The 26,478-nt window shown below is 49.3% G+C and carries 24 protein-coding genes; 11 read left to right on the top strand and 13 right to left on the bottom strand.

Annotation, left to right across the window (positions count from 1 at the left end):
- Positions 1-42 precede the first annotated feature (42 nt).
- The 4 genes from PGW97_RS19605 to cobU all read right to left on the bottom strand — a co-directional run bounded on the left by PGW97_RS19605 (position 43) and on the right by cobU (position 3,408).
- Positions 43-486: a GNAT family N-acetyltransferase gene (locus PGW97_RS19605; RefSeq protein ID WP_053061761.1), complete on the bottom strand. Its 444-nt coding sequence runs from the start codon at positions 484-486 to the stop codon at positions 43-45.
- 171 nt (positions 487-657) lie between these two features.
- Positions 658-2,136 (bottom strand): cobyric acid synthase, encoded by a 1,479-nt coding sequence (locus PGW97_RS19600; protein ID WP_273860506.1) that lies wholly within the window; start codon positions 2,134-2,136, stop codon positions 658-660.
- Between the two features lie 11 nt (positions 2,137-2,147).
- A complete protein-coding gene (locus PGW97_RS19595) occupies positions 2,148-2,771 on the bottom strand; it encodes a histidine phosphatase family protein (RefSeq protein ID WP_273860505.1) in 624 nt (207 codons plus the stop codon).
- Positions 2,772-2,874: 103 nt separating this feature from the next.
- On the bottom strand, positions 2,875-3,408 hold the full coding sequence (cobU, locus tag PGW97_RS19590; RefSeq protein ID WP_273860504.1) for a bifunctional adenosylcobinamide kinase/adenosylcobinamide-phosphate guanylyltransferase: 534 nt from the start codon (positions 3,406-3,408) through the stop codon (positions 2,875-2,877).
- A 203-nt stretch (positions 3,409-3,611) separates the two neighbouring features.
- Here cobU and PGW97_RS19585 point away from each other — a divergent pair, with 203 nt between their 5' ends.
- The 3 genes from PGW97_RS19585 to PGW97_RS19575 all read left to right on the top strand — a co-directional run bounded on the left by PGW97_RS19585 (position 3,612) and on the right by PGW97_RS19575 (position 6,214).
- Positions 3,612-4,520: a CPBP family intramembrane glutamic endopeptidase gene (locus PGW97_RS19585; RefSeq protein ID WP_273860503.1), complete on the top strand. Its 909-nt coding sequence runs from the start codon at positions 3,612-3,614 to the stop codon at positions 4,518-4,520.
- 257 nt (positions 4,521-4,777) lie between these two features.
- Positions 4,778-5,146: a YgiW/YdeI family stress tolerance OB fold protein gene (locus PGW97_RS19580; RefSeq protein WP_047884420.1), complete on the top strand. Its 369-nt coding sequence runs from the start codon at positions 4,778-4,780 to the stop codon at positions 5,144-5,146.
- 270 nt (positions 5,147-5,416) lie between these two features.
- The gene (locus PGW97_RS19575; protein WP_047884421.1) at positions 5,417-6,214 is read left to right on the top strand and encodes an alpha/beta fold hydrolase; all 798 of its coding nucleotides are present in this window, start codon (positions 5,417-5,419) and stop codon (positions 6,212-6,214) included.
- 128 nt (positions 6,215-6,342) lie between these two features.
- Here PGW97_RS19575 and PGW97_RS19570 read toward each other — a convergent pair whose 3' ends face one another.
- From PGW97_RS19570 to PGW97_RS19560, 3 genes are all read right to left on the bottom strand, one after another.
- Complete coding sequence (locus PGW97_RS19570; protein WP_273860502.1) at positions 6,343-7,149, bottom strand: alpha/beta fold hydrolase; 807 nt, start codon at positions 7,147-7,149, stop codon at positions 6,343-6,345.
- Positions 7,150-7,188: 39 nt separating this feature from the next.
- The gene (locus PGW97_RS19565; protein WP_047884423.1) at positions 7,189-8,541 is read right to left on the bottom strand and encodes an MATE family efflux transporter; all 1,353 of its coding nucleotides are present in this window, start codon (positions 8,539-8,541) and stop codon (positions 7,189-7,191) included.
- A 176-nt stretch (positions 8,542-8,717) separates the two neighbouring features.
- Positions 8,718-9,296 (bottom strand): nucleoside triphosphate pyrophosphohydrolase family protein, encoded by a 579-nt coding sequence (locus PGW97_RS19560; protein ID WP_047884424.1) that lies wholly within the window; start codon positions 9,294-9,296, stop codon positions 8,718-8,720.
- Positions 9,297-9,683: 387 nt separating this feature from the next.
- Here PGW97_RS19560 and PGW97_RS19555 point away from each other — a divergent pair, with 387 nt between their 5' ends.
- From PGW97_RS19555 to PGW97_RS19530, 6 genes are all read left to right on the top strand, one after another.
- Complete coding sequence (locus PGW97_RS19555; protein WP_273860501.1) at positions 9,684-9,968, top strand: hypothetical protein; 285 nt, start codon at positions 9,684-9,686, stop codon at positions 9,966-9,968.
- 406 nt (positions 9,969-10,374) lie between these two features.
- Positions 10,375-11,088: a glycerophosphodiester phosphodiesterase family protein gene (locus PGW97_RS19550; protein ID WP_217393200.1), complete on the top strand. Its 714-nt coding sequence runs from the start codon at positions 10,375-10,377 to the stop codon at positions 11,086-11,088.
- 233 nt (positions 11,089-11,321) lie between these two features.
- Complete coding sequence (locus PGW97_RS19545) at positions 11,322-12,620, top strand: DEAD/DEAH box helicase (RefSeq protein ID WP_047884426.1); 1,299 nt, start codon at positions 11,322-11,324, stop codon at positions 12,618-12,620.
- Between the two features lie 316 nt (positions 12,621-12,936).
- The gene (gene slyA / locus PGW97_RS19540) at positions 12,937-13,434 is read left to right on the top strand and encodes a transcriptional regulator SlyA (RefSeq protein WP_273860500.1); all 498 of its coding nucleotides are present in this window, start codon (positions 12,937-12,939) and stop codon (positions 13,432-13,434) included.
- A gap of 134 nt (positions 13,435-13,568) precedes the next feature.
- Positions 13,569-14,627, top strand: coding sequence for an HlyD family secretion protein (locus tag PGW97_RS19535; protein WP_273860499.1), 1,059 nt, complete (start codon positions 13,569-13,571; stop codon positions 14,625-14,627).
- A 12-nt stretch (positions 14,628-14,639) separates the two neighbouring features.
- A complete protein-coding gene (locus PGW97_RS19530) occupies positions 14,640-15,674 on the top strand; it encodes a DUF2955 domain-containing protein (RefSeq protein WP_273860498.1) in 1,035 nt (344 codons plus the stop codon).
- Between the two features lie 130 nt (positions 15,675-15,804).
- Here the strand turns inward: PGW97_RS19530 and PGW97_RS19525 are convergent, their stop codons facing one another.
- Both PGW97_RS19525 and PGW97_RS19520 read right to left on the bottom strand, forming a co-directional pair.
- A complete protein-coding gene (locus PGW97_RS19525) occupies positions 15,805-16,644 on the bottom strand; it encodes a PfkB family carbohydrate kinase (RefSeq protein ID WP_047884430.1) in 840 nt (279 codons plus the stop codon).
- A gap of 125 nt (positions 16,645-16,769) precedes the next feature.
- A complete protein-coding gene (locus PGW97_RS19520; RefSeq protein WP_273860497.1) occupies positions 16,770-18,617 on the bottom strand; it encodes a beta-ketoacyl synthase in 1,848 nt (615 codons plus the stop codon).
- Between the two features lie 122 nt (positions 18,618-18,739).
- Here PGW97_RS19520 and PGW97_RS19515 point away from each other — a divergent pair, with 122 nt between their 5' ends.
- A complete protein-coding gene (locus tag PGW97_RS19515; protein ID WP_273860496.1) occupies positions 18,740-19,717 on the top strand; it encodes a GlxA family transcriptional regulator in 978 nt (325 codons plus the stop codon).
- 8 nt (positions 19,718-19,725) lie between these two features.
- Here PGW97_RS19515 and PGW97_RS19510 read toward each other — a convergent pair whose 3' ends face one another.
- The gene (locus tag PGW97_RS19510; protein WP_273860495.1) at positions 19,726-19,878 is read right to left on the bottom strand and encodes a hypothetical protein; all 153 of its coding nucleotides are present in this window, start codon (positions 19,876-19,878) and stop codon (positions 19,726-19,728) included.
- Positions 19,879-19,989: 111 nt separating this feature from the next.
- On the opposite strand from PGW97_RS19510, the gene PGW97_RS19505 reads away from it, so the two are divergent.
- Positions 19,990-20,499, top strand: coding sequence for a hypothetical protein (locus PGW97_RS19505; protein ID WP_273860494.1), 510 nt, complete (start codon positions 19,990-19,992; stop codon positions 20,497-20,499).
- 121 nt (positions 20,500-20,620) lie between these two features.
- Here PGW97_RS19505 and PGW97_RS19500 read toward each other — a convergent pair whose 3' ends face one another.
- The 3 genes from PGW97_RS19500 to PGW97_RS19490 all read right to left on the bottom strand — a co-directional run bounded on the left by PGW97_RS19500 (position 20,621) and on the right by PGW97_RS19490 (position 26,204).
- Positions 20,621-20,878 carry a hypothetical protein gene (locus tag PGW97_RS19500; RefSeq protein WP_273860493.1) on the bottom strand — a complete coding sequence of 86 codons (258 nt, stop codon included), beginning with the start codon at positions 20,876-20,878 and terminating at the stop codon, positions 20,621-20,623.
- Between the two features lie 208 nt (positions 20,879-21,086).
- Positions 21,087-24,662, bottom strand: coding sequence for a pullulanase-type alpha-1,6-glucosidase (pulA, locus tag PGW97_RS19495; protein WP_273860622.1), 3,576 nt, complete (start codon positions 24,660-24,662; stop codon positions 21,087-21,089).
- Between the two features lie 315 nt (positions 24,663-24,977).
- Positions 24,978-26,204 (bottom strand): autotransporter outer membrane beta-barrel domain-containing protein, encoded by a 1,227-nt coding sequence (locus tag PGW97_RS19490; RefSeq protein ID WP_273860492.1) that lies wholly within the window; start codon positions 26,202-26,204, stop codon positions 24,978-24,980.
- Positions 26,205-26,478 lie beyond the last annotated feature (274 nt).

Genomic DNA, 26,478 nt, shown 5'->3' with positions numbered 1-26,478 from the left:
CGTTAACATGCGGAAAAACACAAGCTAAACAAAAAGGGAGTCCTACGACTCCCGCTGTATTTGAAAAACGCACAGTTTCCGGTTGTTGTGCTCCTGATCGCCGATATGCACCATGCCGATCTTTTTCATCACCTGCCGCGCAGACATATTCCGGCTGGTCGTAAAGCCCACAATTCGTTTGAATCCACCCTCACGGAAAGCGTATTCCAGAATCGCCCGGCCAATTTCAGTTGCATATCCTTGGTGCCAGTGTTCCTCACTGATTGTCCACTCAATTTGAGCAACCTGCTCACTTTCGTCGTAAGGATTCAGCCCGACTTTACCAATCAGGGTATCGCAGTCCACCAATACAAGAGGGCAGTTAAAATAGCCGCCTTTCCATTTCCAGCCCATTTTATTTGCCTGATACCATTCAAGCTCAGTGCGCGCTTTCTCTTCTGTCCAGGGGGCATCCCCCGTATAAGTGTGGACAGACTGGTTTGACATTATCCTGTGAAGGCTAGGTAAATCACCCTCGTGCCAAGGCCGAACATACAATCGTGGTGTTCTGATACTCGGTGATATATCTAGAATCATACTCGTCCCTCTCTGTCTGAGCTGGCTAGCCTTCCCTGGACATGTTAGCCCGGTGTCACATTTCTTTGTATTTACGCGCCCTTAACGTTGAAATCTGTCTGCCCATTGTGGCCACAACCTGGCAAGATCCATATGCGCTTCCAACATGTCCGCAACACGATCAATACCCTGTTCCCGAAGCAGGTCAAAGTCCGGAGTTTGCGTCGCGGTTAATCCGGCCCAGTTCAGAATGGCATCACAGGCTGACTGTTGCTCAAAAATACCATGCAGATAAGTACCAAACACCTGACCATCAAGCCCAAACTGACCATCCGGCCCATCAGCCAGACGAACTGGCGCGTCTGCCTTCACACCCTCCGTTACTCCGGCATGAATTTCATAACCGCGCACTGCCACCGGATGTTGTCCGGGCATGGTCAGCGTACCGCTTACCTGTTTCAGTTGTTTTTCTGGTGCTAACACGGTGGAAGTTTGAAGATAGCCTAATCCGGCACTGATGCCTGACTCACCTTCGATACCGTTCGGGTCTGAGATGGATTCTCCGAGCATCTGATAGCCGCCACAAATGCCCATAACTTTTCCTCCCAAGCGAAGGTGGCGGGCAATTTGCGTGTCCCATCCCTGAGATTTCAAAAACGCAAGATCACTGCGAACACTTTTAGTCCCTGGAATAATGATAAGATCAGATGGCGGAATTTGCTGCCCTTTGCCTACAAATCGTAGATTTACCTGAGGGTGCATGCGTAAAGGATCAAAATCAGTATGATTGCTAACCCGGGTCAAAACAGGGACAGCAACCTGCAATTGATGTTCAGCTGGTGCTGATTGCTGCACATCAATGGCATCTTCAGATTCCAGCATCAAACCGTGCAGATAAGGCAATACCCCCAGCACAGGTTTACCGGTTTTCTGCTCCAGCCAATCGAGCCCGGACTCCAGCAGTTTTATATCCCCGCGGAAACGGTTGATAACAAAACCAATAACCCGATCCTGCTCGCTTTGCGAGAGCAGCGCCAGCGTGCCATACAGATGTGCAAACACACCGCCGCGGTCGATATCTGCGACAATAATGACCGGCACATCGGCATTCTCTGCAAAACCCATATTGGCAACATCGTTTTCGCGCAGGTTAATTTCTGCAGGGCTACCAGCGCCTTCAATGATGACCGTTTCAAACTCTTGTTGCAGCAGACCAAATGACTCCATGATGGGTCCCATCACGACCTTCTTATAGCCGTGATACCCTATCGCGTCCATGTCGGCCAGTGCTTTGCCCTGCACGATAACCTGAGCACCAATATCGGTATTGGGTTTGAGCAGTACCGGATTCATATGCACGGTTGGCTCAATACCACATGCCTGTGCCTGTACTGCCTGTGCCCGGCCGATTTCACCGCCATCACGGGTCACCGCACTGTTCAGCGCCATATTTTGCGACTTGAAAGGCGCGACATGAATACCCTTTCGGGCAAGTACACGGCAAAGCCCGGCGGCCAGTACACTTTTTCCGGCGTCAGACGTGGTTCCCTGCACCATGAGGGCTCGAGTAGTCGGTTGCATCTGTTTCTCACTCAAAATTGTTGTTCTTTGGGCCATTGAAGTTGTGGCCACTCCTGCCCGTTGGCATCCGTAAAGTTTGTGACCCGGTAACGAGCCGCATACGGTAATTCAATCCGCTGCAGATAACCGGCGTTTTCTGGCATCTCTAGCAAAATGCGCATTAACTGTTTCATCACTCCGGCATGGGTCACCAGTAAAATCCGCTTTCCGGCATGATCAGCCAATAGCTGCTTCCAGGCGCCCGCGATCCGGCCGTCAAATTCACGCAGTGATTCACCACCATGCGGTGTAGACTGCCACGGGTTCTCCCAATAATCTGTCAGGTGTTGTCCGTGCGACTGCCAGAGTGTGTCATGGGGTTGCCCGTCCCAGTTTCCGAAATTCATTTCCATCCATAATTCGCTTTCCTGACACGGCAGCGTAAAACGGCGAGCGTAAGTTTGTGCAAAATGGCTGCAGCGTTGCAGCGGTGAGCAGACAACCTGCTCAATATCTTCCAGCCCTGCGACGGCCAGAGTCATTTGCTCAAGCCCGGTGGCGGTGATCGCAAAATCCGTATGTCCCCGGAGACAACGATGCCCTTCCGGCAACCCGTGGCGCAAAATATCGACCCGCGTCGTTATGCCTTTATCCATACCAGCTCCAGTCTTTGTAACTATTTTTCACAGCCGGCCCAAAATTTTTCACAGCCTGCCTAAAATAGAGGTATGCCATGCAGTTCCATGCGATGCCATACGGCTAAGCCTCGCCTTTCAATATTTGAGGGATACCTGCTGTCACAAATGTCACTCTGTCCACCTGTCGGGCTATAGTCTGGTGCAGCCAGCCACTTTCATCAACGAATCGACGCGACATCGCCCCCATAGGCACAATTCCCTGTCCGACTTCATTACTCACCAGAATCACTCTTCCCGGCGCCTCAGCCAGCGCAGCAAGCAACGCCGCTTTCTGGCCCGGCCAATCGAGCGCTAACTCATCGTTAAACAGACAATTCGTCAACCACAGCGTCAGGCAATCAATCAGCAGGCAATTATCCGGCAAACTGTGCCGCCTTATCGCTCCCGCCAGATCGACCGCCTCTTCCACCAACGCCCAATGGTTGGGTCTTGTTTGTTGATGATGAGCGATACGGGCAGCCATTTCCTCATCGCCCGCGGTAGCCGTCGCAATGTAAATGACATCGAGGCCGGAAGTCTGCGCCAGATATTCAGCATGACTGCTTTTCCCGCTCCGGGCTCCGCCCAGCACTAACTCAGTGTTTACTTTAAACAAAACTGTTGTCTTTCCCGCTTGCAGAATAACTAAGACGAATGTTAAGGAGTTTACCTTACAGCTTCATTTTTTCATCAAAATCCTGCCATGATTGTTGAGTCTTAAGTGATTAACTGATGTATATTCCTGCAGCCTGAACAAAACAGCGCAATATAACAAAAACAAACCTTTAAATAAGCTCGCGTATCGGAACACATCTATTTATGTTTTATGCTCACGAACTATGGCCATATGGCCTGATCTGGCTCTTCCTGGCCACTGCCATCATGTCGGCTTTTATCCAGCCTCAACCCACCGAATTACAGCCCAAGACCAGCAAGATACTACTCGTGCTGAGCTGGCCTTTTCTGCTCACTGTAACAGGCATACTTGCAGTGGTATTAGGCAAGATCTCATTGTTTGCGCTGCTGTTCAGTCTCACCGGAATCGGACTGGCTGCGTGTAGCCACCAAGTGTTCAGACGACCTGTTCCGGCAGGCATCCGTATTGCCATTCATATTGCTGTGATTCTCTGGGGACTGTCGCTGGCCTTGCATCTGGTTCCCGGCTTCATGAACCTGAGAGTCGTGGAAAAAGCGATAACGGGGCCAGCCAGCGTTCCGTTCAACATGCACCTGAATCTGGATAAGCCGCTATTATTTTTTGCGCTTCTATTACTGGTGCCGGGAATGCTTGGACAACGTATCGTGCCATCAACGTCTCAGCGCTGGATACTTGTCTGCCTGTTTGCCGCATTGCCTGCACTGGCGTGGGGACTAGGACTGGTTGCCCCCGAGTTTTCATTACCTGAATGGCTGTGGCTGTTTGTTCTGAACAATCTCTTTCTGACCTGTGTCGCAGAAGAAGCCCTGTTCAGGGGGTATATCCAGCGCCTGTTAATTCAACGTTTCAGCGCCCCTGTCGGTATTGTGGTCGCCAGCCTGTTGTTTGGGTTCACCCATTTTTCCGGCGGTCCACTGTTTATCCTGCTGGCTACACTGGCTGGGGTGTTATACGGCCTCTGTTATTACTGGAGCGGTCGGTTGCTCTGGGCCGTACTTATTCATTTTGCCTTTAATCTGGTTCATCTGGTGTTTTTTACCTATCCACTGGCAATAAAAAGCGTTGCTTAGGCACGCTCTCATAACCGTACCGTCTAACGGTGCTGTCAAAAAAGATGCTGTCATAGCTACACAGTAGAAACCACATGCAACAGAAGCGACTTTATTACATGTCGCCTCTGTGGCGTTTTTCACGTTCAATGACTCACTATGAATAACGATGTTGATGATAACTCATGGAAAAATGAACGGAAGCTGAACAACCGGATCATCATGGATTCAGCCCGCATGGTGTGTAATACAGTCATACACCAAACGGAGAACTAACAATGAAAAAAACAGTATTGATGATGACAACTGCCGCCCTGCTTTCTTCTGCCGCTGTATGGGCGGACAACAACGCTCACAACACGCAGGTACAGTACACCGGACCGATAGAAAAAGTGACTGTCGCGTCTTTGCTGGAATCATCCAATATGTTTACGGAACACAATGCAGTGGTCGAAGGCCATCTCATTAAGCAGATTAGCGCAGAGAAGTTCCTTTTCAGCGACGGGACACAACAGATTCAGGTTGATCTGGACGACGACATCCATCTGCCACAGAAAATCGATGCGAACACCAAAGTCCGATTGTTTGGTGAATATGAAGGTGGTAAAACGCCGGAAATTGAAGTCGATAAAATCGAAATTTTGTAAGCGACAAGCAAGCCCGGTGCACCACACCGGGCTTGCTTGTTTTTTGTTTCTTGTTTCTTGTTTCCCGTTTCTTGCAACAACAGACATACGTTCGCGCTACAGATGCTGCTTATTTTCGCCCCAGCACGCTAACAAACCCAAGTTATTCTTGATGTCCCCTCACATTTTGACAGAAGCAAAAAACGACCTGACACCAGCAATCCAGAAAGCGTGATAGACTCCCTCTGCCTGTTGTATGCAGTTCGACAACAGACTTATTGAAGGAAAATGATGTCAAGTACCCTACTGTTTCACAAAACTTACCGTCATCCAACCAGCCAGGAGTGGGTGGTTTTTGTTCATGGTGCCGGAGGCAGCTCGGCTATTTGGTTTAAGCAGCTCAAAGCCTACCGCCAGCATTTCAATCTGTTGCTTCTCGATTTGCGCGGTCACGGTCGTTCTAACAATCTGTTCCAGGACGTTGTCAGAAATCCCTATACCTTCAAAACGGTCACGACAGACATTGTGCATGTCCTCAACCACCTGAAAATTCAGTCGGCCCATTTCGTCGGGATATCACTTGGCACCATCATCATCCGTAAGTTAGCCGAATTGTCACCAGACCGAGTGAAAACCATGGTCTTAGGTGGCGCTGTCACCCGGCTGGATATTCGATCACAGTGTTTAGTGAAGGCGGGGAATCTTTGCAAACACATCATTCCGTATATGTGGCTCTACCGCTTGTTCGCGTACATTGTGATGCCACAGAAAGCGCAGAAAGAATCACGGCATCTGTTTATTAACGAAGCCAGAAAGCTGTGCCAAAAAGAATTTAAGCGCTGGTTTAAACTGGCAACGGATGTGAATCCGTTGATGAAGTATTTTCGTGAGCGGGCAATCCCGATTCCGACTCTGTATCTGATGGGTAGTCACGACTATATGTTTATTAAACCGGTCAAAGAGTTAGTCAAAACACATGAGCAGTGCTATTTGACTGAGCTAAAAGATTGCGGACACGTCTGTAATGTTGAACGTCCGGACGAATTTAACCAGCACTCGATTGACTTTATTCTTCGACATCAGTCTTGACCTGCGTCGCTTAAGGCTCCAGAACATAAAACACGTTTCCCAGTACCACATCTGGAAATAAAAAAGCAGCCAAATGGCTGCTTTTTTCATTGTCCATATAACTTATTGCCTCTCGGGCTGACAAGCACTCAGCGCGCGTGACGGGCAAAGAAGTCCGACAGTTTTTCGGTAACTAACTCTGGCTGCTCAAGGTTACTGATATGACCAGCGTTTGGAATCAGAAAAAATTCACTGCCTGTGATGCCGTCATGCATCAGCTGAGATTCGAGAACCGGGCGTACCTTGTCTTGCGCACCAACCATAATCAGAGATGGAATAACGAACATCTCTGCGTCTTCAAACATATCACGGCGTCCAAAAATCATTCTCCCCGCATGAGCCAGTGCCGCAGCTTGCTCTTCAGAAGCACCTGCCAACGCCTGACGGAAGCTATCTTTGAGCGATTCTGACGGAGAATCACCAAACTGAATCGCAGTGAAATAGTCTATCACAGCATCTGGGAACCCTTTGGCTTCATCAACCTGGCTCAGCAAATCAAAATAACGCATATTCGCGACTTCAGGCTCCAGACCGACAAAAGTATCCATCAATACCAGAGAGGTCACTCTGGCCGGCGCCTCAATCACGACTTCAGTTGCCCACATTGCGCCAGACGACAAGCCAACCAATGAAAATTCGTCAATGCCGAGTGTATCAAGCAGCGCCAGCACGTCTTTAGCGTAATCTTTGAGGCTTCGGGTTGCGGCTGGCGCAGGGGATGACTGCCCATGTCCCCAAAACTCCGGAACTATGCATCGGTAAGACTGACTCAAAACATCAACCTGAGGCGCCCACATGCTGCTGTCCCACAGATAACTATGACCAAAAACCAGCACCGGACCCTGGCCGACATCCAGGTAATGCATTGTTTGCGTATCGACATTAAACGTGTTCATTCACTCAGGTTCCTTTTTAAAACGTACTCACTGTGAGCATTACGATGCTGATGCATATTTCAGCTCAATGGTTTTGATACCGCGTTGATAGAAAAGCCATGCCATGAGACCAGCAAGGATATTCCCTGCCGTTGCTCCGATGAACAGTCCAGGAATACCCCCCAATTGCGAACCCAGCCACAAAACCGGCAGAAAACAGACAAACAGACGCAATGCTGAAATCCACAGCGCACGCATCGGCATCGCCAGTGCATTACAGACTGACACCATCAACATGCAAATACCCAACGGCCCCAGGCTGATAGGTACCCAGGCAAGATGAATCAACAGAACGCCCTGAACTGAAGCCTCACTCGCCAGTAATGTAGACAGCACAGGCGCAGTAACGAACAAAATAACAGCAACAGCCAGCTGCCATCCCAGTACAAACTTCACAGCCAGACGAATCAGCTGCTTAATTTTATCGGTATCCCCACTGCCGAGCATTTTTCCCACCATCGGTGGCATCGACATCGTCAGAGCCAGCACAATGACGATTGAAAAAAACTCCAAACGTGATCCGAGCGCCCATGCCCCCACAGTCGCTGCACCAAATCCGGCCACCAGCTTGGTTGCCAGCATCGACGACAACGGCGGTAACAGCTGACTCATCATGGCTGGTGCCATGATGTGAACCAGTTCTTTGATGGATGCAGAAATATCCAGACCTTCCCAATTGAAGCTCATCCAGTGACGTTGTAACACCTTAGGGAACACCACCAACATACCAATCGTAAAGGAAATGACCGTGGCCCACGCGGCACCAACCAATCCCATATCCAGGGTAAAGATAAACAGTGGATCAAGCACAATATTCAGCAGACTGGTGATCACCATCATGATCCCCGGCAACATGGTATTACCATTCGCCCGGCACAGGCTGTAGGCGAAATAAACCATTGCACCAGTCCAGGCACTCAATAGCCAAACCGGCCAATACTGATCAACCACAGGATAAACATCATCAGGTGCGCTTAGCAGAGACAGAATGGCGCCGCGACTGACCCAGATCAGCAGGCACACGCCCAGTACACTGATAGCGCCGGTAATGACCACCAGCCCGCCCAACTGTTTAGCGCGTTGTTCATCGCCTTGCCCGAGAATCCGGGAAATAAGTGATGTCGTGGCGATACCCAGCCCGACCTGAAGACCGATAATCACCATTTGCATAGGGAGCGTAAATCCCTGAGCAGCAAGAGGTAAAACGCCAAGCTGACCGATAAACGCACTATCAACCAACTGAAAACTCATCAGAGATAAGACGCCGAACAACATGGGCCAGGTCATTTGATAAAGCTGACGGCCAAGTCCGGGATGTGACTGCCTCGTACGGCAGGATGTTTGAGAGACCATAACTGACTTTTGCTACCGTTTAGAATTCTTTTAATGGGTGCATAGTCTACGGACTTTTCTCTCGGAGCTAAAGTAACAAGAAAATAACTTTCAGACTTGAAATGAGACTTTGGTGGGATATTGCCCGAGGTGGTCAATCCTCGGGCACATTCAATGCGCTTCGGCAGTGAATGGTATTACTGGGTCACTAGCTGAACCAGATTGGCTGGACGATAGTAGATAGATTTCAATACTTTACCTTGGCGGATCAGTTTTCCATCCAGATCAACGTCTTTTGCACATTTAGCGATAATGTACTCGCCTTTCTGACTACCAACAATCTCAACACCCTGTGCAGCATAGTGGGCTTTCGTCTCTTCAAACTCTTGCTCGGTGCGACACACTTTGCTCATGTTGCTTGAGTGAACTTCATCCCAGCATGACACGAAATCAAAGCCCAGGCGCTGAGCAATTTGCAGCAGCAGATCAATCAGATAGCTGATACCGATATTGGCTTCAACCTTGTTATCACCCAGGTGTACCAGGCGCCCCATCAGGACATAAACAGAATCCACAATTGCATCGGCTTGCTCAACCAGTGAATCAGCTTCCGCCAGTTCAGTCATCTCTTCCACAGCCAAAGACGTATGCAGTGCATCTGCCTGCTCATTCAAGGTCGAAGCCGACTCAATGTCTAAATCAAAAGTGCTGCGAAATTCGCGGATATCACGGTACAGGTGGTCAAACAACGCTTGATCTAATACAGACAGCTTCATGAAGGTTTCCTTTTATAGAGACTGACCTTCCGGAGACCATACAACACAAGACTGACAGACCGTATAACAAACCTTTTGGCTCAACCATACGACAGCAACAACCGTTAGTATCCGGAAAGCATGACGAAATCACGCAGTATACCGTATTGCTTCACTTGATGGGATCAAGAAATCCATCTTCAATCATCAAAGCCATTTTGTTACCAGCAGTTCACATTTTTGCAAGCAAGTAAATTTGTCTAGCGTACATCATATTTATGCCATTGAATTGCAATTGTTCGCATACTAAAGTGTATTAGATCACAGGCATTGTTGATTACGTAACACTACCTGTATCAACAATCCGAATATTTAAGCCGTAATGAATGCCGCAACAAGGAGGTCAGCATGTGTAAATATTGCGGAGTGAAAAGTCACGATATACGAATAAAACGCCAGTTCTGGGAGAAATCCATCTCTCATCGTAACCAGCAAAAGTTTCGCTGCACTCACTGTCAGCGTACGTACTTTGTGCCAATCGGCGGCCAGACCGACGATGACATGACAGATGTTCAGGACACCCCTAGGGCTCAAGAAACTTCGAATATCCAAAAAACAGCAAATGTTCAAGAAACAACAAATATTCAACAAGCAAAGAATATCAAGGAAACGGAACAGGCATCGGTTGACTAACAGTTGAAGACGGACAAGATTCAGTCGCGTCCTCCCCTACATACCGGGACGCTATTCTGATTCGATAAAGGGACAAGAGCTGCCAGCAATGCACTGTGCGCCATCCCCCTTTCTGTTCCTGATTTAACTGCTGCTTCCGACCCGACTAATACACCTACTTGACCGCTTGCCAGTTCTGCACTGGCATGCCTCCTTGTCTGGCAACCCCATCACGCTTTTACCTTCTTACCAATATATAATCACTTCAGCAGGCAGAATGTCATATTTCCTTTATGTGACTGGACGTATAATACTTATCATATCCAACCGATATGTATGATATATGAAGACTTTGGGGTTCCCCCTGCTTGGCATATCGGCACGGCGCTTATCCGTACTTATTCAAAGGCAGTTGTAAAATACTATGATGATTTCAGGTCACCGCGGCGCGGCAGCGCTTGCTCCCGAAAATACCCTCGCCAGTGTCAGAAAAGCCGCTGAATCCGGCGTTTCCTGGATTGAAGTGGACACTCAGTTAAGCCTTGATGGTGTTCCTATTGTCTTCCACGATGAAACACTGAACCGTTGTAGTAACGGCAAAGGAAAAGTAGCTGACCACACAATGGCACAACTGAAGACGCTGGATGCCGGACAATGGTTCAGCCCGGCATTTAAGGGCGAAACTATCCCGACTTTGGAAGAGTTGCTAGATACTTGCCTAGCACTGGACCTGAGTCTGAATCTTGAACTGAAAATCCACCATCGCCATCAAATTGAACCCTTGGTGAAAGCGGTAGTTACACTTATTCAGCAGAAAGCTTTTCCTGTCGACAAACTGATTTTTTCAAGTTTTGAGAAAGAAGCGCTTGAGCACTGTCAGGCATTATGGCCTGAAGTTCGCCGAGGCTTTATTTGTGAAGTGTGGAACGGCTACAGCCTCGATTCATTAAAATCGCTGGACCTGTACAGTATTCACATCGACCATCACATACTGACTCCAGCCATTGCAGACAGCATCAAAGCCGCAGGACTGATCCTAAAAATCTGGACATTAAACACCCCATCGAAAGCCGACCGCTTTTTCAAAATGGGAGTCGACAATATCATTACGGACAAGCCGGATCAGTTTCAGGTTTGCTAATCCGTTTTAACGGCCGCTTGAGAGATTTATCCCAGAGAACAAGAGATTGTTCATCGTGGTCAGGCTGACTTGGGTACTGCCTAGCGCTTTAGCCAGCACAAATTATGGGGACATAAGCGATAAACGGACACTTTTTAGCTGTTTATCTAAAAATAGTCCCCACACTCTCCTATTATTCCTCTATAATCACCGACCGAATTTTTGTCAGGCTACGTCTGCTTTAGGAAATAAGAATGTCATTTGCATCACAAAACTTTTCTCAGGAAATTGTGCGCGCACTTACCGAATGCGGCTACGAGAAATTAACCCCAATCCAAAAACAAGCGATTCCACACGCTCGTCGCGGAAACGATATTCTTGCCAATGCGCAAACCGGTACCGGTAAAACGGCTGCGTTTTCTCTGCCGATCATTCAGCAGATCCTGGACAATTCAAAGCAACGTAGCCGCTTTAATGTACGCGCGCTGATTCTGGCTCCGACTCGTGAGCTGGTTGCGCAAATTGCGAAGAACATCGAAGACTACACCAAGTACACAGACATCAGCGTTGAAGCCATTTACGGCGGTACTAAAATGTCTTCTCAAGAGAAGAAACTGGAGAAAGGCGTCGATATTCTGGTCGCTACCCCAGGCCGTCTTATTGAGCACATGGAACTGAAAAACGTTTCTCTCGCTAATCTGGAATTTCTGGTCTTTGACGAAGCGGACCGTATGCTGGACATGGGCTTTATCGGTGATATTCGCGTGATCATGGGTGATATTCGCACCAAACCGCAAACCATGTTGTTCTCTGCAACGTTCTCCAGCCAGATGAACAAACTGGCCGGTGACATCCTGCAAAAACCAAAACGCATTTCGGTCAGCCCGGAAAATGCTACCGCAGAAACCGTTGCCCACGTTGTTTACCCTGTTGATCAGGAACGTAAACGTGAGCTGCTGTCAGAATTGATCGGCAAGAAAAACTGGCAACAAGTGCTGGTTTTTGTGAACTACAAAGAAACCGCAAATGAACTGGTCAAAGAGCTGAAACTGGATGGCATCAAAGCTGTTCTTTGCCACGGTGATAAAGCGCAAAGTGCACGCCGCCGTGCGCTGGACGAATTCAAAGAAGGTAAAGCACGTGTAATGGTTGCAACCGAAGTTGCCGCTCGTGGTCTGGATATAAAAGGACTACCACACGTTGTTAACTTCGATATGCCATTCCTGGCCGAAGACTACGTGCACCGTATCGGACGTACTGGCCGTGCCGGTGAACAAGGACATGCCGTGTCGTTTGTCAGCCGCGAAGAAGAGCTGACGCTGGTTCAGGTTGAAAACCTAATCAAGCAACGTATTCGCCGTATTCAGCTGGTTGGTTACGAGCCGAAAAACCGTGACGCCCTGCTGGAAAAAATGCACAGCAAACCCGCTTACCGTGACCGTCGCGGCCGTACAAACAACCCGAGCGATCAGTCTGATGCAGAGCGTCGTGCACGCCTGCGTCGCGCTGTCCTGAACAAAAGCCGTGCTGGCGTCAGCCAACTGAAAAAATAATCACGCTGCTGCTTATTACTCTGAAATCCAAAGAGTTTACAGCACACGTTCAAAAAAGCCGCTGCCAGTCAGCGGCTTTTTCTTTTCAGTTTCCAAATCCGTTTCTTAAGTGTTTTCCTTCCTACTGTTCAGTCGTCTTTTCCCGCCTGTGTGCACTTGACTCTGAGTGCGCCTGACTCTGCATTCTGAAATCATAATGGTAATAAAAATACGTGATATTTATCACAAACCATTTACTTAGCCTGCTAACTAAATTATATTACTTAGCAGGCTAAGTAATTACCGCATCACAATCACACTCATTTCAGGCATTACCATGGTTAACAATCTCAAAATTCTTCAGGATTTATCACTGGCAGAGCAGCTGGCACGCGTGTCACGTCTCTGGCGTATGGTCGCCGATCGTGAATTGGCGCCTCTGGGTCTGACGCACCCTCGCTGGACAGCGTTATGGAAGCTGCAACGCCTTGGTGACAACATCAGCCAAAAAACCCTGGCCGAAGCGCTGGAAATCGAGTTGGCCTCACTGATGCGGACATTGAAACAGCTAGAAGAGCAAGGGCTGATCGTCCGCCACTGTTGTGACCATGACAAACGCGCCCGGATTGTCAGCCTGACAGAGGAAGGGCGCACGCTCATCGCTCAGATGGAAACCCGGATTCTGCAGGTTCGCCGTAACCTGCTCACCGATATTTCCGATCAGGAGCTGATGCGGTTTAGCGAGGTGCTGGAAACTATCGCTCACAATGCGCTTACCGCCATGAATGAACCGATTCCAGCAGACACTTTGCTTCCCCCCATCCTCAAACAGTGAGTAACGGGAAAGAGTAATGCGAGTGAAAGCAGGCAGACAAAAAATATCACCGGCAATCCCCTGACCGGCCATTCTGCACACCGCACCAATCACACATGTACCACGATAAAAAATAGAAGAGAAGAAACAGCCTTATGACTCCCGATCAAAAATTTGCACGTTGGGTTAAACACTCCATTGTCGTGTTTGTCCTCGTTTTTGCCTATTTTCTGGTTGCTGATCTGACCATCCCGCTTACGCCTCAGGCGATGGCGACTCGGACAGTAACTAAAGTCGCCCCACGCATCAGCGGACAAATCACCGCAATTTATGTCCGTAATAACCAGCTGGTGAGAAAAGGTGACGTACTGTTTGAAATCGATCCGCGCCCTTTTCAACTGGCCGTTGATCAAGCTCGTCTGAATCTGGCACAAGCCACAAAAAATAATGCCCAACTGGATGCCTCAATTGCTGCTGCTCAGGCTCGTGTAGCGGCTTCACAGATTATTGCTGAGCAGAAAACCCGTGAAGCGAACCGGTTTAATACGCTGTTTAAGAAAAATGGTGTATCCGGCCAGCAGCGTGATGACGCAACCAGCGATGCCACTGCGGCAAGAGCCAACCTGGCAGCAGCCAAAGCCAGTTTGCAGGAGCTGAGAGTCAATCGCGGCGCGACAGACGATTCAAATCTGGCCGTTCAGATTGCCAAAAATCAGCTGGAACAAGCGTTACTGAACCTTTCTTATACCCAGGTAACGGCTGAACATGACGGGGCAATTACCAACCTGCAGCTTGAATCCGGAACATATGCTGCCGCCGGAATGCCACTGGTTGCTCTGGTCGACACGGAAGTGGATATTATTGCCGATTTCAGAGAGAAGAGTTTGCGCCGCATCGATGATCACAGTTACGCGCTGATCGCCTTCGATAGCCAACCGGGCAAAGTGTACCGTGCTGAAATCAGCAGCCTGGATGCCGGTGTCAGCAGTGGTCAGTTTAATGCTGACGGCAGCCTCGCTACACCCACAGTGTCGAATCGATGGGTTCGGGACGCGCAGCGTATGCGTCTTCATTTGACCGTCTCAGGCAATCTGCCGAACCCACTCCCGGCAGGTGCACGCGCAACTGTCCAGTTAGTACCGGATGGCCACCTGATGGGCTGGTTTGCCCGCCTGCAAATTAAACTGCTGAGTACCCTGCATTACATTTATTAATCCGGAGGCATGATGAGACTTTGGGATCACCCCATGACAGACAATGACTTACGACAATGTCTGCGTATCGCCACCGGGGCAACGCTGGGTTTTACAATCAGTAAAGTCTTTGGCTGGAACTACGGTGTCTTTTTCACCGTCTTCCCGATGCTGTTGCTGGGTATGGTACCGGTTATGAATGCCCATGCCGCACGCCAACTGCTTGCGTCTGGCGTTATCTGCGGCCTGGAGGTGGGGATTCTTGGCGGGTTGTTCGGCGGTCATCCCGTTATCATGACTTTGCTAGCCTTTGGTCTGTTTCTTTACAAGTTTGCCTGTATGTCGAAAGGCAGCCTCTTTTTATTCGGTGCCAACAGTGTCCTTAGCCTCAGTATCATGCTGCATTTTGCTAGTTACCCGACGGTCGATCTGAATGAACTGATTTTTGGGAATCTGCTCGCCAGCGTATTATCAATCGTCATCGCCTATCTGGTCACGTTCTTAATGCCTGATGTCTCGCCAAGGCAACCGCCTACGGCTCCGGCTTCGCCCAAAGGGTCGCACAGGATGCGCCATGAGGCGTTATTGGGCGCGTCGTTAGCCACCCTGTCGTTTGTCGTGTTCCAGATACTGGATTTGAACGATTCCATGTCTGCCCAAGCGACCACCATTCTGCTGCTGTTCCCGATGAACTGGAACGGGGCGCTGGGTTATGCGCGAAAACGGGCCATGGGCACAATTTTGGGTGTCGCATTTGGTATTCTGGGACAACTGGTGTTGTACGACTGGTCAGATTTATTGCTGTTTGTTATTCCGCTGTTATGGATAGGAACCATGCTGTTCAGCTATGTGCATGTGAAAGAATCCAGCGGTTCCGGTGTCGGGTTTGGCGCGTTAACAACGCTGGGAATTTTGTTCGGGCAGTACCTGACCCCGACCAATGACCTGATCTACAGTGCGATGTACCGGGTCGGCTGCATCGTCTTTGCGATTGTCGCCACGTTATTGATGACCTATCTGGTACACCGGCTGCTGAACAGCTTTGAAAGCACTCACTACGGGTACTAGCGTTTTCACACGCAACATCGCAGGTTCTGTATCAGAATAAAAAATCCGGCACCTCAGATGCCGGATTTTTTTGCCCAGAATCGGGTAACATACAACAGACCCAAAACGATACAACGCTTATCGGCATGGTTTAGGCGTGCAGGTATGCCTTTAAGGCTTCACCAGGAATTGAGCTTTGTGTACTGACGGCAAATGATGCCCATTTCGCACCTTCACGCATCGCTTCCACAATGGATTGCCCGCTGACCAAAGCATGAATCAGACCTGAAGCAAACGCATCGCCTGCACCAGTGGTATCCACTACTTCCGCCGCGACAGCAGGAACCGAAACCACATCTTCCGCGGTAAAGACCGTGGCACCACGCGGGCCATCAGTGACGACCATGTAACGCAGTGAACGACCGGCGATCGACAACCCGTATTCCCAAGGGGTCAACGCTGTTCGGCCCTGCCAGTCAGAACGTGACGTAATCAGCACATGGCAAGGTCTGCTGCGATCATCTTTTGCCAGCTGTGCTATCACCAGTGTATGAGGCAACGCAGCCTGTGCCCAGCGTTCGCAGCCCTGTGCCGATGAATTAATGTACAGCGCATCCCAAGAGGAAAAGTCAGGCGGCGAATCCAGAGTAAACGGTGGTCGTTGCGGGCGCACGATCGTTCGCTCGCCATCGGGTGTCATCATCAATAACAGCTCCGGGGTTGGTACGTCATTGCGGTGCAACAAACTGCAGTTAAGCCCCAACAAGCTGGCTTCAGCCAACAGCCAATCCGCCGTCTCATCTTTTCCTACCTGGCTGACTAATGCCACCTGATGACCCGCCCAGATCAGCCCCAGCCCGGTATTAGCGCCACCGCCACCCAGCCGACGTCCTTTATCCTGATAGTGATGGCGTCCACCGGTTACCAGCGGTTCTTCCAATTGCAACACCCGATCGCAATTCAGGTTTGCGATCAACATGATCTTCGCCAACTGCTTCTCTCCGTTAGAATTATTATTCCAAGTTATTCAATCTGAGTGTGACAGAAAATAATGACAAAAAAGCCGTACGCGATCACGTACGGCTTGTTAAATTCAGACCTCTGTCTTTTTACCGCTTAGCTGTAGTCAGCGTAAGGGTTTGACTGAATTAATGGAATCGCTTTAGCAAACGCAGAAAGCTTCACTTCATCTTGACACAGGGTCACCGAATTTTCGTCCATTACCGCTTCACCGAAATGATAACGGATGGTCTCCTGTCCGATGCATGCCGCTTGGTCATTTTCGGTCGCTGCCTGACGAACCGTATCGTTTTTGTCAGCATAACGTGCCATTGCCTGCGCACCGTACTTTTTGCCCAGCATTGTCATGGTCTGTTGCGGCGACAAAACCAGCCCTGAAGCATTGTTACCGCCAAAACCTTTTGCGTTGATAATCACCGCTTTATAGTCTTCCCCTTTTTCACCGGCAAACTTATGATCGGTGAGAATATTCAGGTTCGAGTGGTGAACATCATCGGCGATGCTTTCGATGGTTTTGATACCGGGAATCCAGCCGTATTGCCACACGCCCAGTGAAGCCACCAGCTGATCCGCCGGAGCCGTGCCCATGGAATGACCTACATACGATTTGATTGCCGCTACAGGCCAGGCATCAATCTCAAATGTTTTGGCGACTTCGTTCAGAATATGGCTTTCAGTCACGCGGTTTTGCGGTGTACCGGTACCATGAGCCTGAACAAACGTCTGCTTCACGCCGTCTTTACCCAGAATGGCCTGAGCCAGTGCCGCAGCTTTAGCGACTGTCACGTAGTTGCCCACACCCGGCGCTGAAATCGATTTTTTATTGGCATCAGCATGTACGAACACATCCGCTACAGCCCCGTGAATCGTAGCCCCAAGCTCCAGTGCCAGCTCATCATCCATCAGAACCACAAACTGTCCGGACTCAGCCATGGTAAAACCGGCATTATCCGAAAACGGACGGCAGGCACGACGGTTGTCAACTTCATCGCTGTTATCCAGCGCTTTTAGCTGAGCATCTTCCGCCAGTGCGCCCATTACTCGGAAGCCTTCCATCACTTCAGCAACGACCGGCGCTTCTGCATTGCCGACGATCGCGACACGTGCAGTGCCCTGCTGAATATCCTGCATGCCCTGGCGCAGGTTATACAGGAAAGAAGCACATGCGCCCATATTGGTTCCGGTCGCGCCAACGCTGTTAATGACATAGCCGTTAATGAAGTCTGCCGGCATTTCGGCAAAGGATAACGCCATCATTTTGGAACTGACACGACCGCCGGTCAGTGGTGCAGCCAACATACCCGCCAGGGAATGATCATCAATCTGAGACAAGGCGCTGCCGGCATACACCGACACCTGATCCGGCTCAATATGGCCAAGGACAGTTTCCCAGTCCATACCCAGCGAGTTGAGGGCATCTGACGCACCGTAGACAGTCAGCTGCAAACCACGGGGATGGAAACGCGAGTTATAAAGCTTGCCCGGCTCAAAACCCGACGGAATATTGCCACCGCTGGTCACCGGAAAACTAACACGGTCTTCAAGCAGCGCATTCAGTTCACCGGTAACAGTAATGTTGACTTTGCTGCCCTGATCTTCCACCTGCCAGTTAGCCGGAATATCGGCAGGCAGTTTGGATTTACGCATGCTAAAACGGATCGCTTCACTGCTGTTCAGCGTGGTTTTGTATTGGTATAGAAGGTTATCAGGGTCAAAAGATTCGATTCGGCGCACCAGAGTACCAGCTTTGATGGCCTCAATGATTTCAGCATCAGGTTCAGTGCCATCAGACAGCCCCATGCGGTGTGCCAGATCCTGCCAGGTTGACTGCATATCAGCATCGGATAAAACATCCGCGACCATGCGCTTGTAGCTGTGAAAGCCAGAGCTACGACCTGCAGCGTTGATTCCGCCGAATCCGACAATTACGGGTAATTTTGACATCCTAAACCTACTTGTTCATGTGGAGTGGCACTAGATTATCACTTTACACTGTTCATTCACCTGACATCTATGCCATTATCACTGAAATTTACGCCAACATTGGCCGTATTATTGGAGTCAGCATGAACGTTGGTTTTTTACTTTTTCCTCAGGCGCTCATTACAGGAGTATCACTGGCCGCAGAAATGCTCAGCAGTGCTGCCAGCCTTCGCGCCCGAAATGAACAACGTCGTTCCCCCTTTTCAATCCGGTTGATTGCGCCAACCCTGGCACCGACAGAAGCCACGGCCGGATTACGGTTGCAGCCGGATATGACCTATCAGGATGAAGCGACGTTTGACATTTTGATTGTGCCACCCATGTGGGGAAACCCCCTGCGCTCCCTTCACCATAACCCGGAAATTGTGCCCTGGCTGCGCACCCACTACCGAAAAGGAGCCAAATTGATGGCCACGGGGACCGGTGTCACCTGGCTGGCTGAAACAGGTCTGCTCGACGGACAAGTTGCTACCACACACTGGTATTATTATGACAAGTTCGCGGCACGTTACCCGAAAATCACGTTACACCGAAAAGCCTCAATTACCGCAGCCAATGGCATTTACTGCACCACCAGTATTAACTCCCAAACCGAAATGGTGCTGTATCTGATTGCGGAAAAGTACGGCCAGAAAATCGCCAAAACTATTGAAACCCATTATGGGCATGAAATTTCAAAGTCGACTCAGCAGCCTTTCTACCAAATCGGTGGCCAATTACAGTTTGATGAGTCAATTGCGCTGGCGCAGGATTGGATGAAACGAAATCTCGATAAACCCATTACAGCCCAGAGTGTCGCCGATCATTGTCAGTTACCGCTGAGAAGTTTTAACCGGAAGTTCAAGGATCAGGTCGGCGAAACGCCGCACCAGTACCTGCAGCGTATCCGTATGGAAACCGCCCAACAGTTATTACGCGATGTCGGAATGTCAGTACAGGATGTTGCCGAGCAAGTGGGATATAAAGATGCCTATCATTTTTCAACCCGCTTCCATCAGCAGTTTTTACTGACGCCAAGCCAGTATCGTCGAATGGTAAAAGCCAAAACATACAACCCGTGAGTCATTGCTCATAACTGGTAACTGGTAACTGGTAACTGGTAACTGGTAACTGGTAACTGGTAACAATCTTCCAGTAGTAAACGATACCAAATCAACATGATGGCACGATCAAGGCCAAACGGACCAGAAACGTTAAACTCTCCGCTAGGATGTTTCGCCATTGATACACATGCACTTTGTCGAATATCACTATGCTAGGTAAGAGTGCAGACAAGCGGGATGCTCTTCACCTGTTTGGTGGCTCGCATAGGTTACGCGGCAGAGGTTGATGTATGTGTCGTTTTTTTCTGGTACTGGTGTGGGGGCTGAACTTTTGCTTTTTCCAGGTTCAGGCAGAGGTTTTACCGACCAGTACAACACAGCTTTCTGAAAATCAGTGCAGACTGGATTTATATCATCTGGAAAAAAACCGGCAAAAACAATTTGTCAGTACCTTTCAGGTGGCACTGATCACCGATAATCAGTTTCGTCAGCGTTTTGTGGCGTTGAAAGCCGACATTGACCATCCTGCCGGTTTTGAAAATATCCGCTATTTCCGTACCGGTTCACCGGTCGAGGTCTTTACCGCGAACTGGCGAAAAAACGGTAATCTTCACACTGTTGCAAGGCTGGTGTTGTTGGGAGGAACCAGTGATAAGCAGGGATTTGACGTACTGACCAAACTGATTGTCGAAGATAAAGGGCATTTTGAACTACTCAGTGATGCCGATTCCTACCGCTTTAACATTCAGCCCAACGACCTGAAAGCGTTTCTGACTTGCGTCAATACTTACTATCACTAGTCAATCATGAGCTTTCGCCCGAACCACTGTCCTGCATGGCAGTATTGCGCGATGGCTGTACGTGCGCCCCATAATAAAAACGCCAGCAATGGCTGGCGTTGAGAAATTCATTTCGAATGGCTTATTGGGCAGAAGCCGGTTTATGAGTAATATCTTCAAACTCACCATCAATCGTTTTGCCATCAGTGTAAACGCGGGTAAACCCTTGAAACGTTGCCTGCTGTTGAACCGCGTCTTCGTACGCGGCTTGCATTTTACGTTGTAAAAACGGTTTGGCAATTAAGGCTGCCACACCGATAAACAGCCCCATTACCGCTGCAAACATCAGGGTAAAGAAACCTATCACCAGGGCAAAAACACTTGCAATCGCATTTTTCATAGCTCAAACCTTCTATCATTTGTGTACAGCAAGCAGTCTATCGCAACTAAAATGAACCAATCATGAACAGACGTGATTCTTTTCCCTGCCAATCCCGTCTTGATAGACCTGAATCAACAGTTTTCATTAAACACACGGCTGATCGAAAAAGCCCTCGAATGAGGGCTTTGTGTTTTATTTAACAGTCTATCAACCAAAAAATGGACTGTTATTTGGCAGCGACCGGTATACCGAGACCACGTACGTCATTGACACGGGGAATCTCAAATACCGCCGGAGTCCAGGCTGGCACCGACAATTGCCCGTCCGCAAATGCGGCAGCACTCGCTAACGCTGAAGTGTGAAGCGGACTCAGAGTGAGATCCGTTGACCAGTCCAGAATTTGTGTGTCACCGGTTGCGTTAATGACGATCACCAAACCATCCACACCCGTGTCCAGATCTGCACCGCTTGAGGTGCCGTTATCAATCGACATCACAATCAAACCTGCCTGCTGTTCTTTACCTGTGTTATGAAAATCCACCCGCTTCACAACTTCTGCGCCGGTACCCAGTGTAATCAACGGATAATGTTTACGCAGACTGGCCAGCTCTTTATAAAAAGTGACCATTTGCGTCATATCGGCACTGTCAGGCTGAGTATTGGTGCCAGCGGTGGTCAGCACTTTGTTAATGAGCGCATAGTTATCACCGTCCTTATCCTGACGCGGCAGCCCCTTATTCCAGTTGTTATCTTCCAGCGTAAAGTCAACGCGGTTGAACCAGTCACCGGAGTCGTAAGAGTCACGCTGCATGGATTTCGAGCGCAGCAGTTCAACCCCCATATGGGTAAACGGCACACCCTGCCCCAACATGGCTGTAGCCAGCGATACGGCCTGCATTCTTACGCGGGTTTTCGTATCTACATCAAAGCCGATTTTGTACAGGTGGTTATCCCACAATGTCTGGTTATCGTGCTTGGAAACATAGTTCTGGATCTCGGTCGGATCAACAGCATAACCGGCCGGAGCACCGTTGTAATCCAGCTCTTCACCGGAAATTATCTTCCCGGTCGCGTCCTGAAACCGGAACTGTTTCAGGTTGCCGGCCATACCCAAGCGAGTCAGATCTGACAGGTGCAGGGCGGTATCACGAGACACCGTATTGTACTCATTGGGTAAAACCGCTGCGCCGTTACCAAAGCCCTGGTTCTGGCGTATTCCTTCACCACCGTCAAAAGGACCACCGCCACGAACGGCATCACGAAGACGATCTGAGAAACTGCCGATTCCTGTGCCCCCCAGATGAGGCTGCGTAGCCTGGATAAACTGAGCGTCGTTGGCCACTTCACCGAAGTTCCAGCCTTCGCCATAGAAGTATGTATTCGGATCAACTGCCTGTACCGCTTTCAGCGAACGCTGCATCTGCGCCAGCGGGTGGTGCCCCATCAGGTCAAATCGGAATGAATCAATTTTGTAATCCCGTGCCCAGACAACCAAAGAGTCGGTAATCAGTTTTTCAAACATCGCCCGCTCAGGTGCCGTATTCGAGCAACACGTTGAGTTCTCAACACCGCCCGTTACCGGATTCAGGCGCTGATAATACCAAGGCACAATTTTATCCAATACGGAAGTCTTGGACTCCGGACCCGCAGCATTGGTGTGGTTATACACCACGTCCATCACTACATTCATACCGATTTGCGATTTAATGGCTTTAATGGCCTGACGCAGCTCAAGAATACGCGCCGTACCCTCGGCATTAGTGGCGTAAGAACCTTCCGGCACTGTGTAGTGGTAAGGATCATAGCCCCAGTTGAACCCGTCAGTTTCAGAGATAAAACGGTTCAGTTGCTGCACAACCGGATTATCAGGCGTGTCTTCCTGCTGAAGATCGCTCAGCACCTCTGAAATCAGCTTTCCACTGGTACAATAGCGGCCAAATGACGACGATGTCACCGCAGGATTGACCGTACACAGCTTACTGAATGGCGCATCGATATTCGCCGTTGCCGCCGGGTCTTCATTTATCGTCGCGATATCAAAGATTGGCAGCAAGTGGAGGTGTGTGGTTCCGCTTTCACTCAACGACTTCAGGTGTTTAACCGGAACGGAGTCAGATTCCGTAAACGCGAGGAACTTCCCTTTGTGGGTCGTGGATGCATCCAGTGCAGAAAAATCACGTACTTGAGATTCATAGATCACAAAGCGGCTTGGATTGGTCTGCGCAACCGGGCGTTTCAACTCATCCCAACCGTCTGGTTTTAACGCCGGATCATTCAGATCCACGACCTGACTGAATTCGGAGTTGAGAGACAGACTTAACGAGTATGGATCCGTCACTTCGTATTCCATGATCCCTTTGCTGACCGGGTGATACACTTTCACTTTATAGCGATAAAAATCGCCTGCGGCAAAGTCCCCGGATGTCAGCTCCCATGCACCGCTTTCTCGATTAAAGAGCATCGGATAACTGGCCTGAGCGGTTTTATCCTGCCCATATTTCACCAAAGAAACTGACTGAGCTGTTGGGGCCCATAGCGCAAACTGGACGTCGCCACTGTTAATCACGGCACCGAAAGTGTGTTTCGCTGCGGTTGAAGCATACAAAGCATCCAGCGCTCCGGCAGGCTGAACCTGCGTAATGACCAGAGGCTTATCCTGACTGTCATAAGCTACCGCAATCAACTGTCCTTTCAGCAGATCTTTAGCTGACAATCCCACGTCCGTAAAATCGAGCTGCCAGCTTTCCAGCTCACTGAGGTGAGGAAACTCCGTTGCCCAGCTGTTGCTCCCTGCTCTATGCGCAGAAATCACACGGTCGACCTGATTGAATGTCTGGCGGTTCGCATCATAGGCGATTCCAGCGTTTTCAGCATAGAGCAGCTCGACACGGCTGGCTCCCGCTTCCATTGCCAGTATGTCGCCTGTTAACCAGTGAGCGGATGCACCGGAAAGCTCGGCAGCGGGCAAGGTTGCCATCGGACGATAGTACACAGTGGCGTTTCCGTTGAAGGTAAATGCGACATACCCAATTTTGGCAGCCGCTTCGAGATCCAAGCGGGAATCACTAACCAATGGTTTTTCATCGCCACGGTGCGGTATCACATTCACACATTGCTGGCTGCCCGCTTTAAGTGGAATATCCCAGTAGCCGCCATATGTCTTACTGGAGCCAGTCAGCGGTAAACCGCTGTCCCAAGCCGTATCGTCGCCGCCAAAGCTGTCGCAGTTTGCATCATTCCAGGCATGGAGTGTCATACCGCCAATGTCTTCCTCTCCCATATTGAGGTACAGACGAAGCGTATTGGCCGGAAATGCCGGGATATACTCAGGGAACACCGCCGCAATACCAGACTTGGTAAACACGTAGTTACCGTCGGCATGCACCTGCGAAAGCGCCAGTTTGGCATTGAAATCACCCAATGGCTTATCGTTGTTGGCGTCACGTGGGATAAAATTCACACACTGTGAAGCATTATCGTTGATATCAATAACCCAGTAAGCTCCCAGCTCTTCATCAACACCACTGACTGGTAGTCCTTTCTCCCAGCTGGTTGCTGTACCTGCGTAATTGCTGCAACTTTCATCATTCCACACATATAGGGTATATCCGCTGTATTCCTGCGTAACGGATGACTTGGCGGTGTCATTATTCTTAAAGTAAATCGCTGCCTGATTCTCGCCGATAGCAACTAATTTACCGGATTCAACACTCCCCGGATTATTTTCTGATGATGAGTTGTTGCAGCCAGCCAGCAAAAAAACAGAGCACAGCGGCATGATGGCTTTCGCCACAGCAGACATTTTAAAATTCACGTAAATTCCTTGGTCGTCATTACCTAATTGGGGGGAAGTAATGCTGATTGGATTGTTATTATGGCGGAAACCATACTCAAAAGCGTGATATGCAAACCGTGATCAACAGCAACCAAATATAGTTTAATAACAACAAGTTAAAATGTTTTGGCTCTAAATCACTGTTTGTGTGGACGAGAGGTTTTTTGCTTTGTTGCACAGATGTTTATAACAGTCACAAAAATGCCGGTATCTGATCAGGATACCGGCATCAAAGAGGTATTCAGCATCGTCTGAATAAATTCGTGCTCATGACAAACATGGCTAATCCAGTCCAATACTTACCCCTACCGAAAAAGTGTATGCAGATAAATCATCATGCCAGAGTAAGCTGCTGGCTTCAGCATACCCATACCAATCGCGGTTAAACGCCCCTGATAACCCAAGATGCATCCGGCCATAAACCTTGTCATTACTGTCGACGACGATAGGTAGAATCGTGCCCGAATAATTGGATTTGAGTTGCGAGATCACCCGCTGATTACCACTGGCCATATCATAGTGAAGATAACCTTTGGCATAGGGTTGAAATACGCCAAACGGTGTCCGAAAAGGATGCGATACACTCAACCCGGAAATCAGCATGGTCGATTCAAGCGCATCAACGTTTTCAACTTTCGTGATCAAATAATTAGAACTGGTTGTTGAGACCCTCTCAGAATAACGATCCGTATCCGATAAGGTGTATTGCAAACTGCTTTCCAGCGCGATATTCAGGTAGTTATAGCTAAATAGGTATCCGCTGCCCAGTGAAAAAACCCAGATATCCGAATCCGCTTCGTTGGCGTTATTAACCACCGTATCGGTATACATGGTGACCTGGCGTTCAATGTCGGTATCCATCACGGCATAGCTGGCGGTAAAATCCAGATACCAGTTATCCCGAAAGTAACTGAAATAACCGGATGCAATCAATCCATCGATTTCCGTATCCTTCATTTCGTTACCTGACTGATAAAACGGCAGCCCAAGGGTCAACCCGAACAGATAGTTTTCCCGAAATAGGTAATCGCCCCCCAGTGTCAGCGAATAGCCGCTGTGTTCCTGCTCTTTGGACGTATTCAGGCCACGTGGTTTACCCATTGACTTGTTATCTACTCGCACATAGCCGCCGATGGCTGACGACGAGTCTCCGTCCAATGCCGTATCGTTATAGACGGCTAATTCAGAATTGACCGGCAAAGAATACAAAGAAAACGGGTCATAACGTAATGTCGCACGATTTGACGACGCACGGTCAGACAGGCCATTAAAACGAATACCCGAAGACGATGCAGAATCCAACTGCGATCGTACTTTCTTATCAACCTTGTCTACCCTGACATTGCTCGCCATTACCATCAGATCTGATACGGCACCGGACATTTCTGCAGAGATCCGACTACTCAGTGATGCTTCGGCATCCTGCTCTTGCGCCAGTCCCCACATTGGTGCACACATCAGGCATGAGGCTGAGGTAAAGCAAATCCATCCCCTCAACGACATCATCATAGCGTCCCCCAATGACAGTCACGACTCCGTTTTTGGTTTTATCGCACCACCCTGACTGGCTGTATTCGAGAAACTGTCGTGTTCATAGCGCGACTCGAAAGCTGTCTGTGATTTACCGGAGCGTGATTTACTTCACATTGAACGAACTGAGTATAGAAAACAGCCATGAAGTTTTTGTCGCAAAAAAAATACAACCTTTGCGCCACTTTGCCAGCACAATATTGCCCACAACCATGAATGCCATTACATATCAGGTAGATAGGAAAAATTCTAA

It is taken from the genome of Photobacterium sp. GSS17, assembly GCF_028621875.1.
Taxonomy (GTDB): domain Bacteria; phylum Pseudomonadota; class Gammaproteobacteria; order Enterobacterales; family Vibrionaceae; genus Photobacterium; species Photobacterium ganghwense.
The sequence above is the reverse complement of the archived record's forward strand: the minus strand, read 5'-3'. Positions and strand labels throughout refer to the sequence as shown.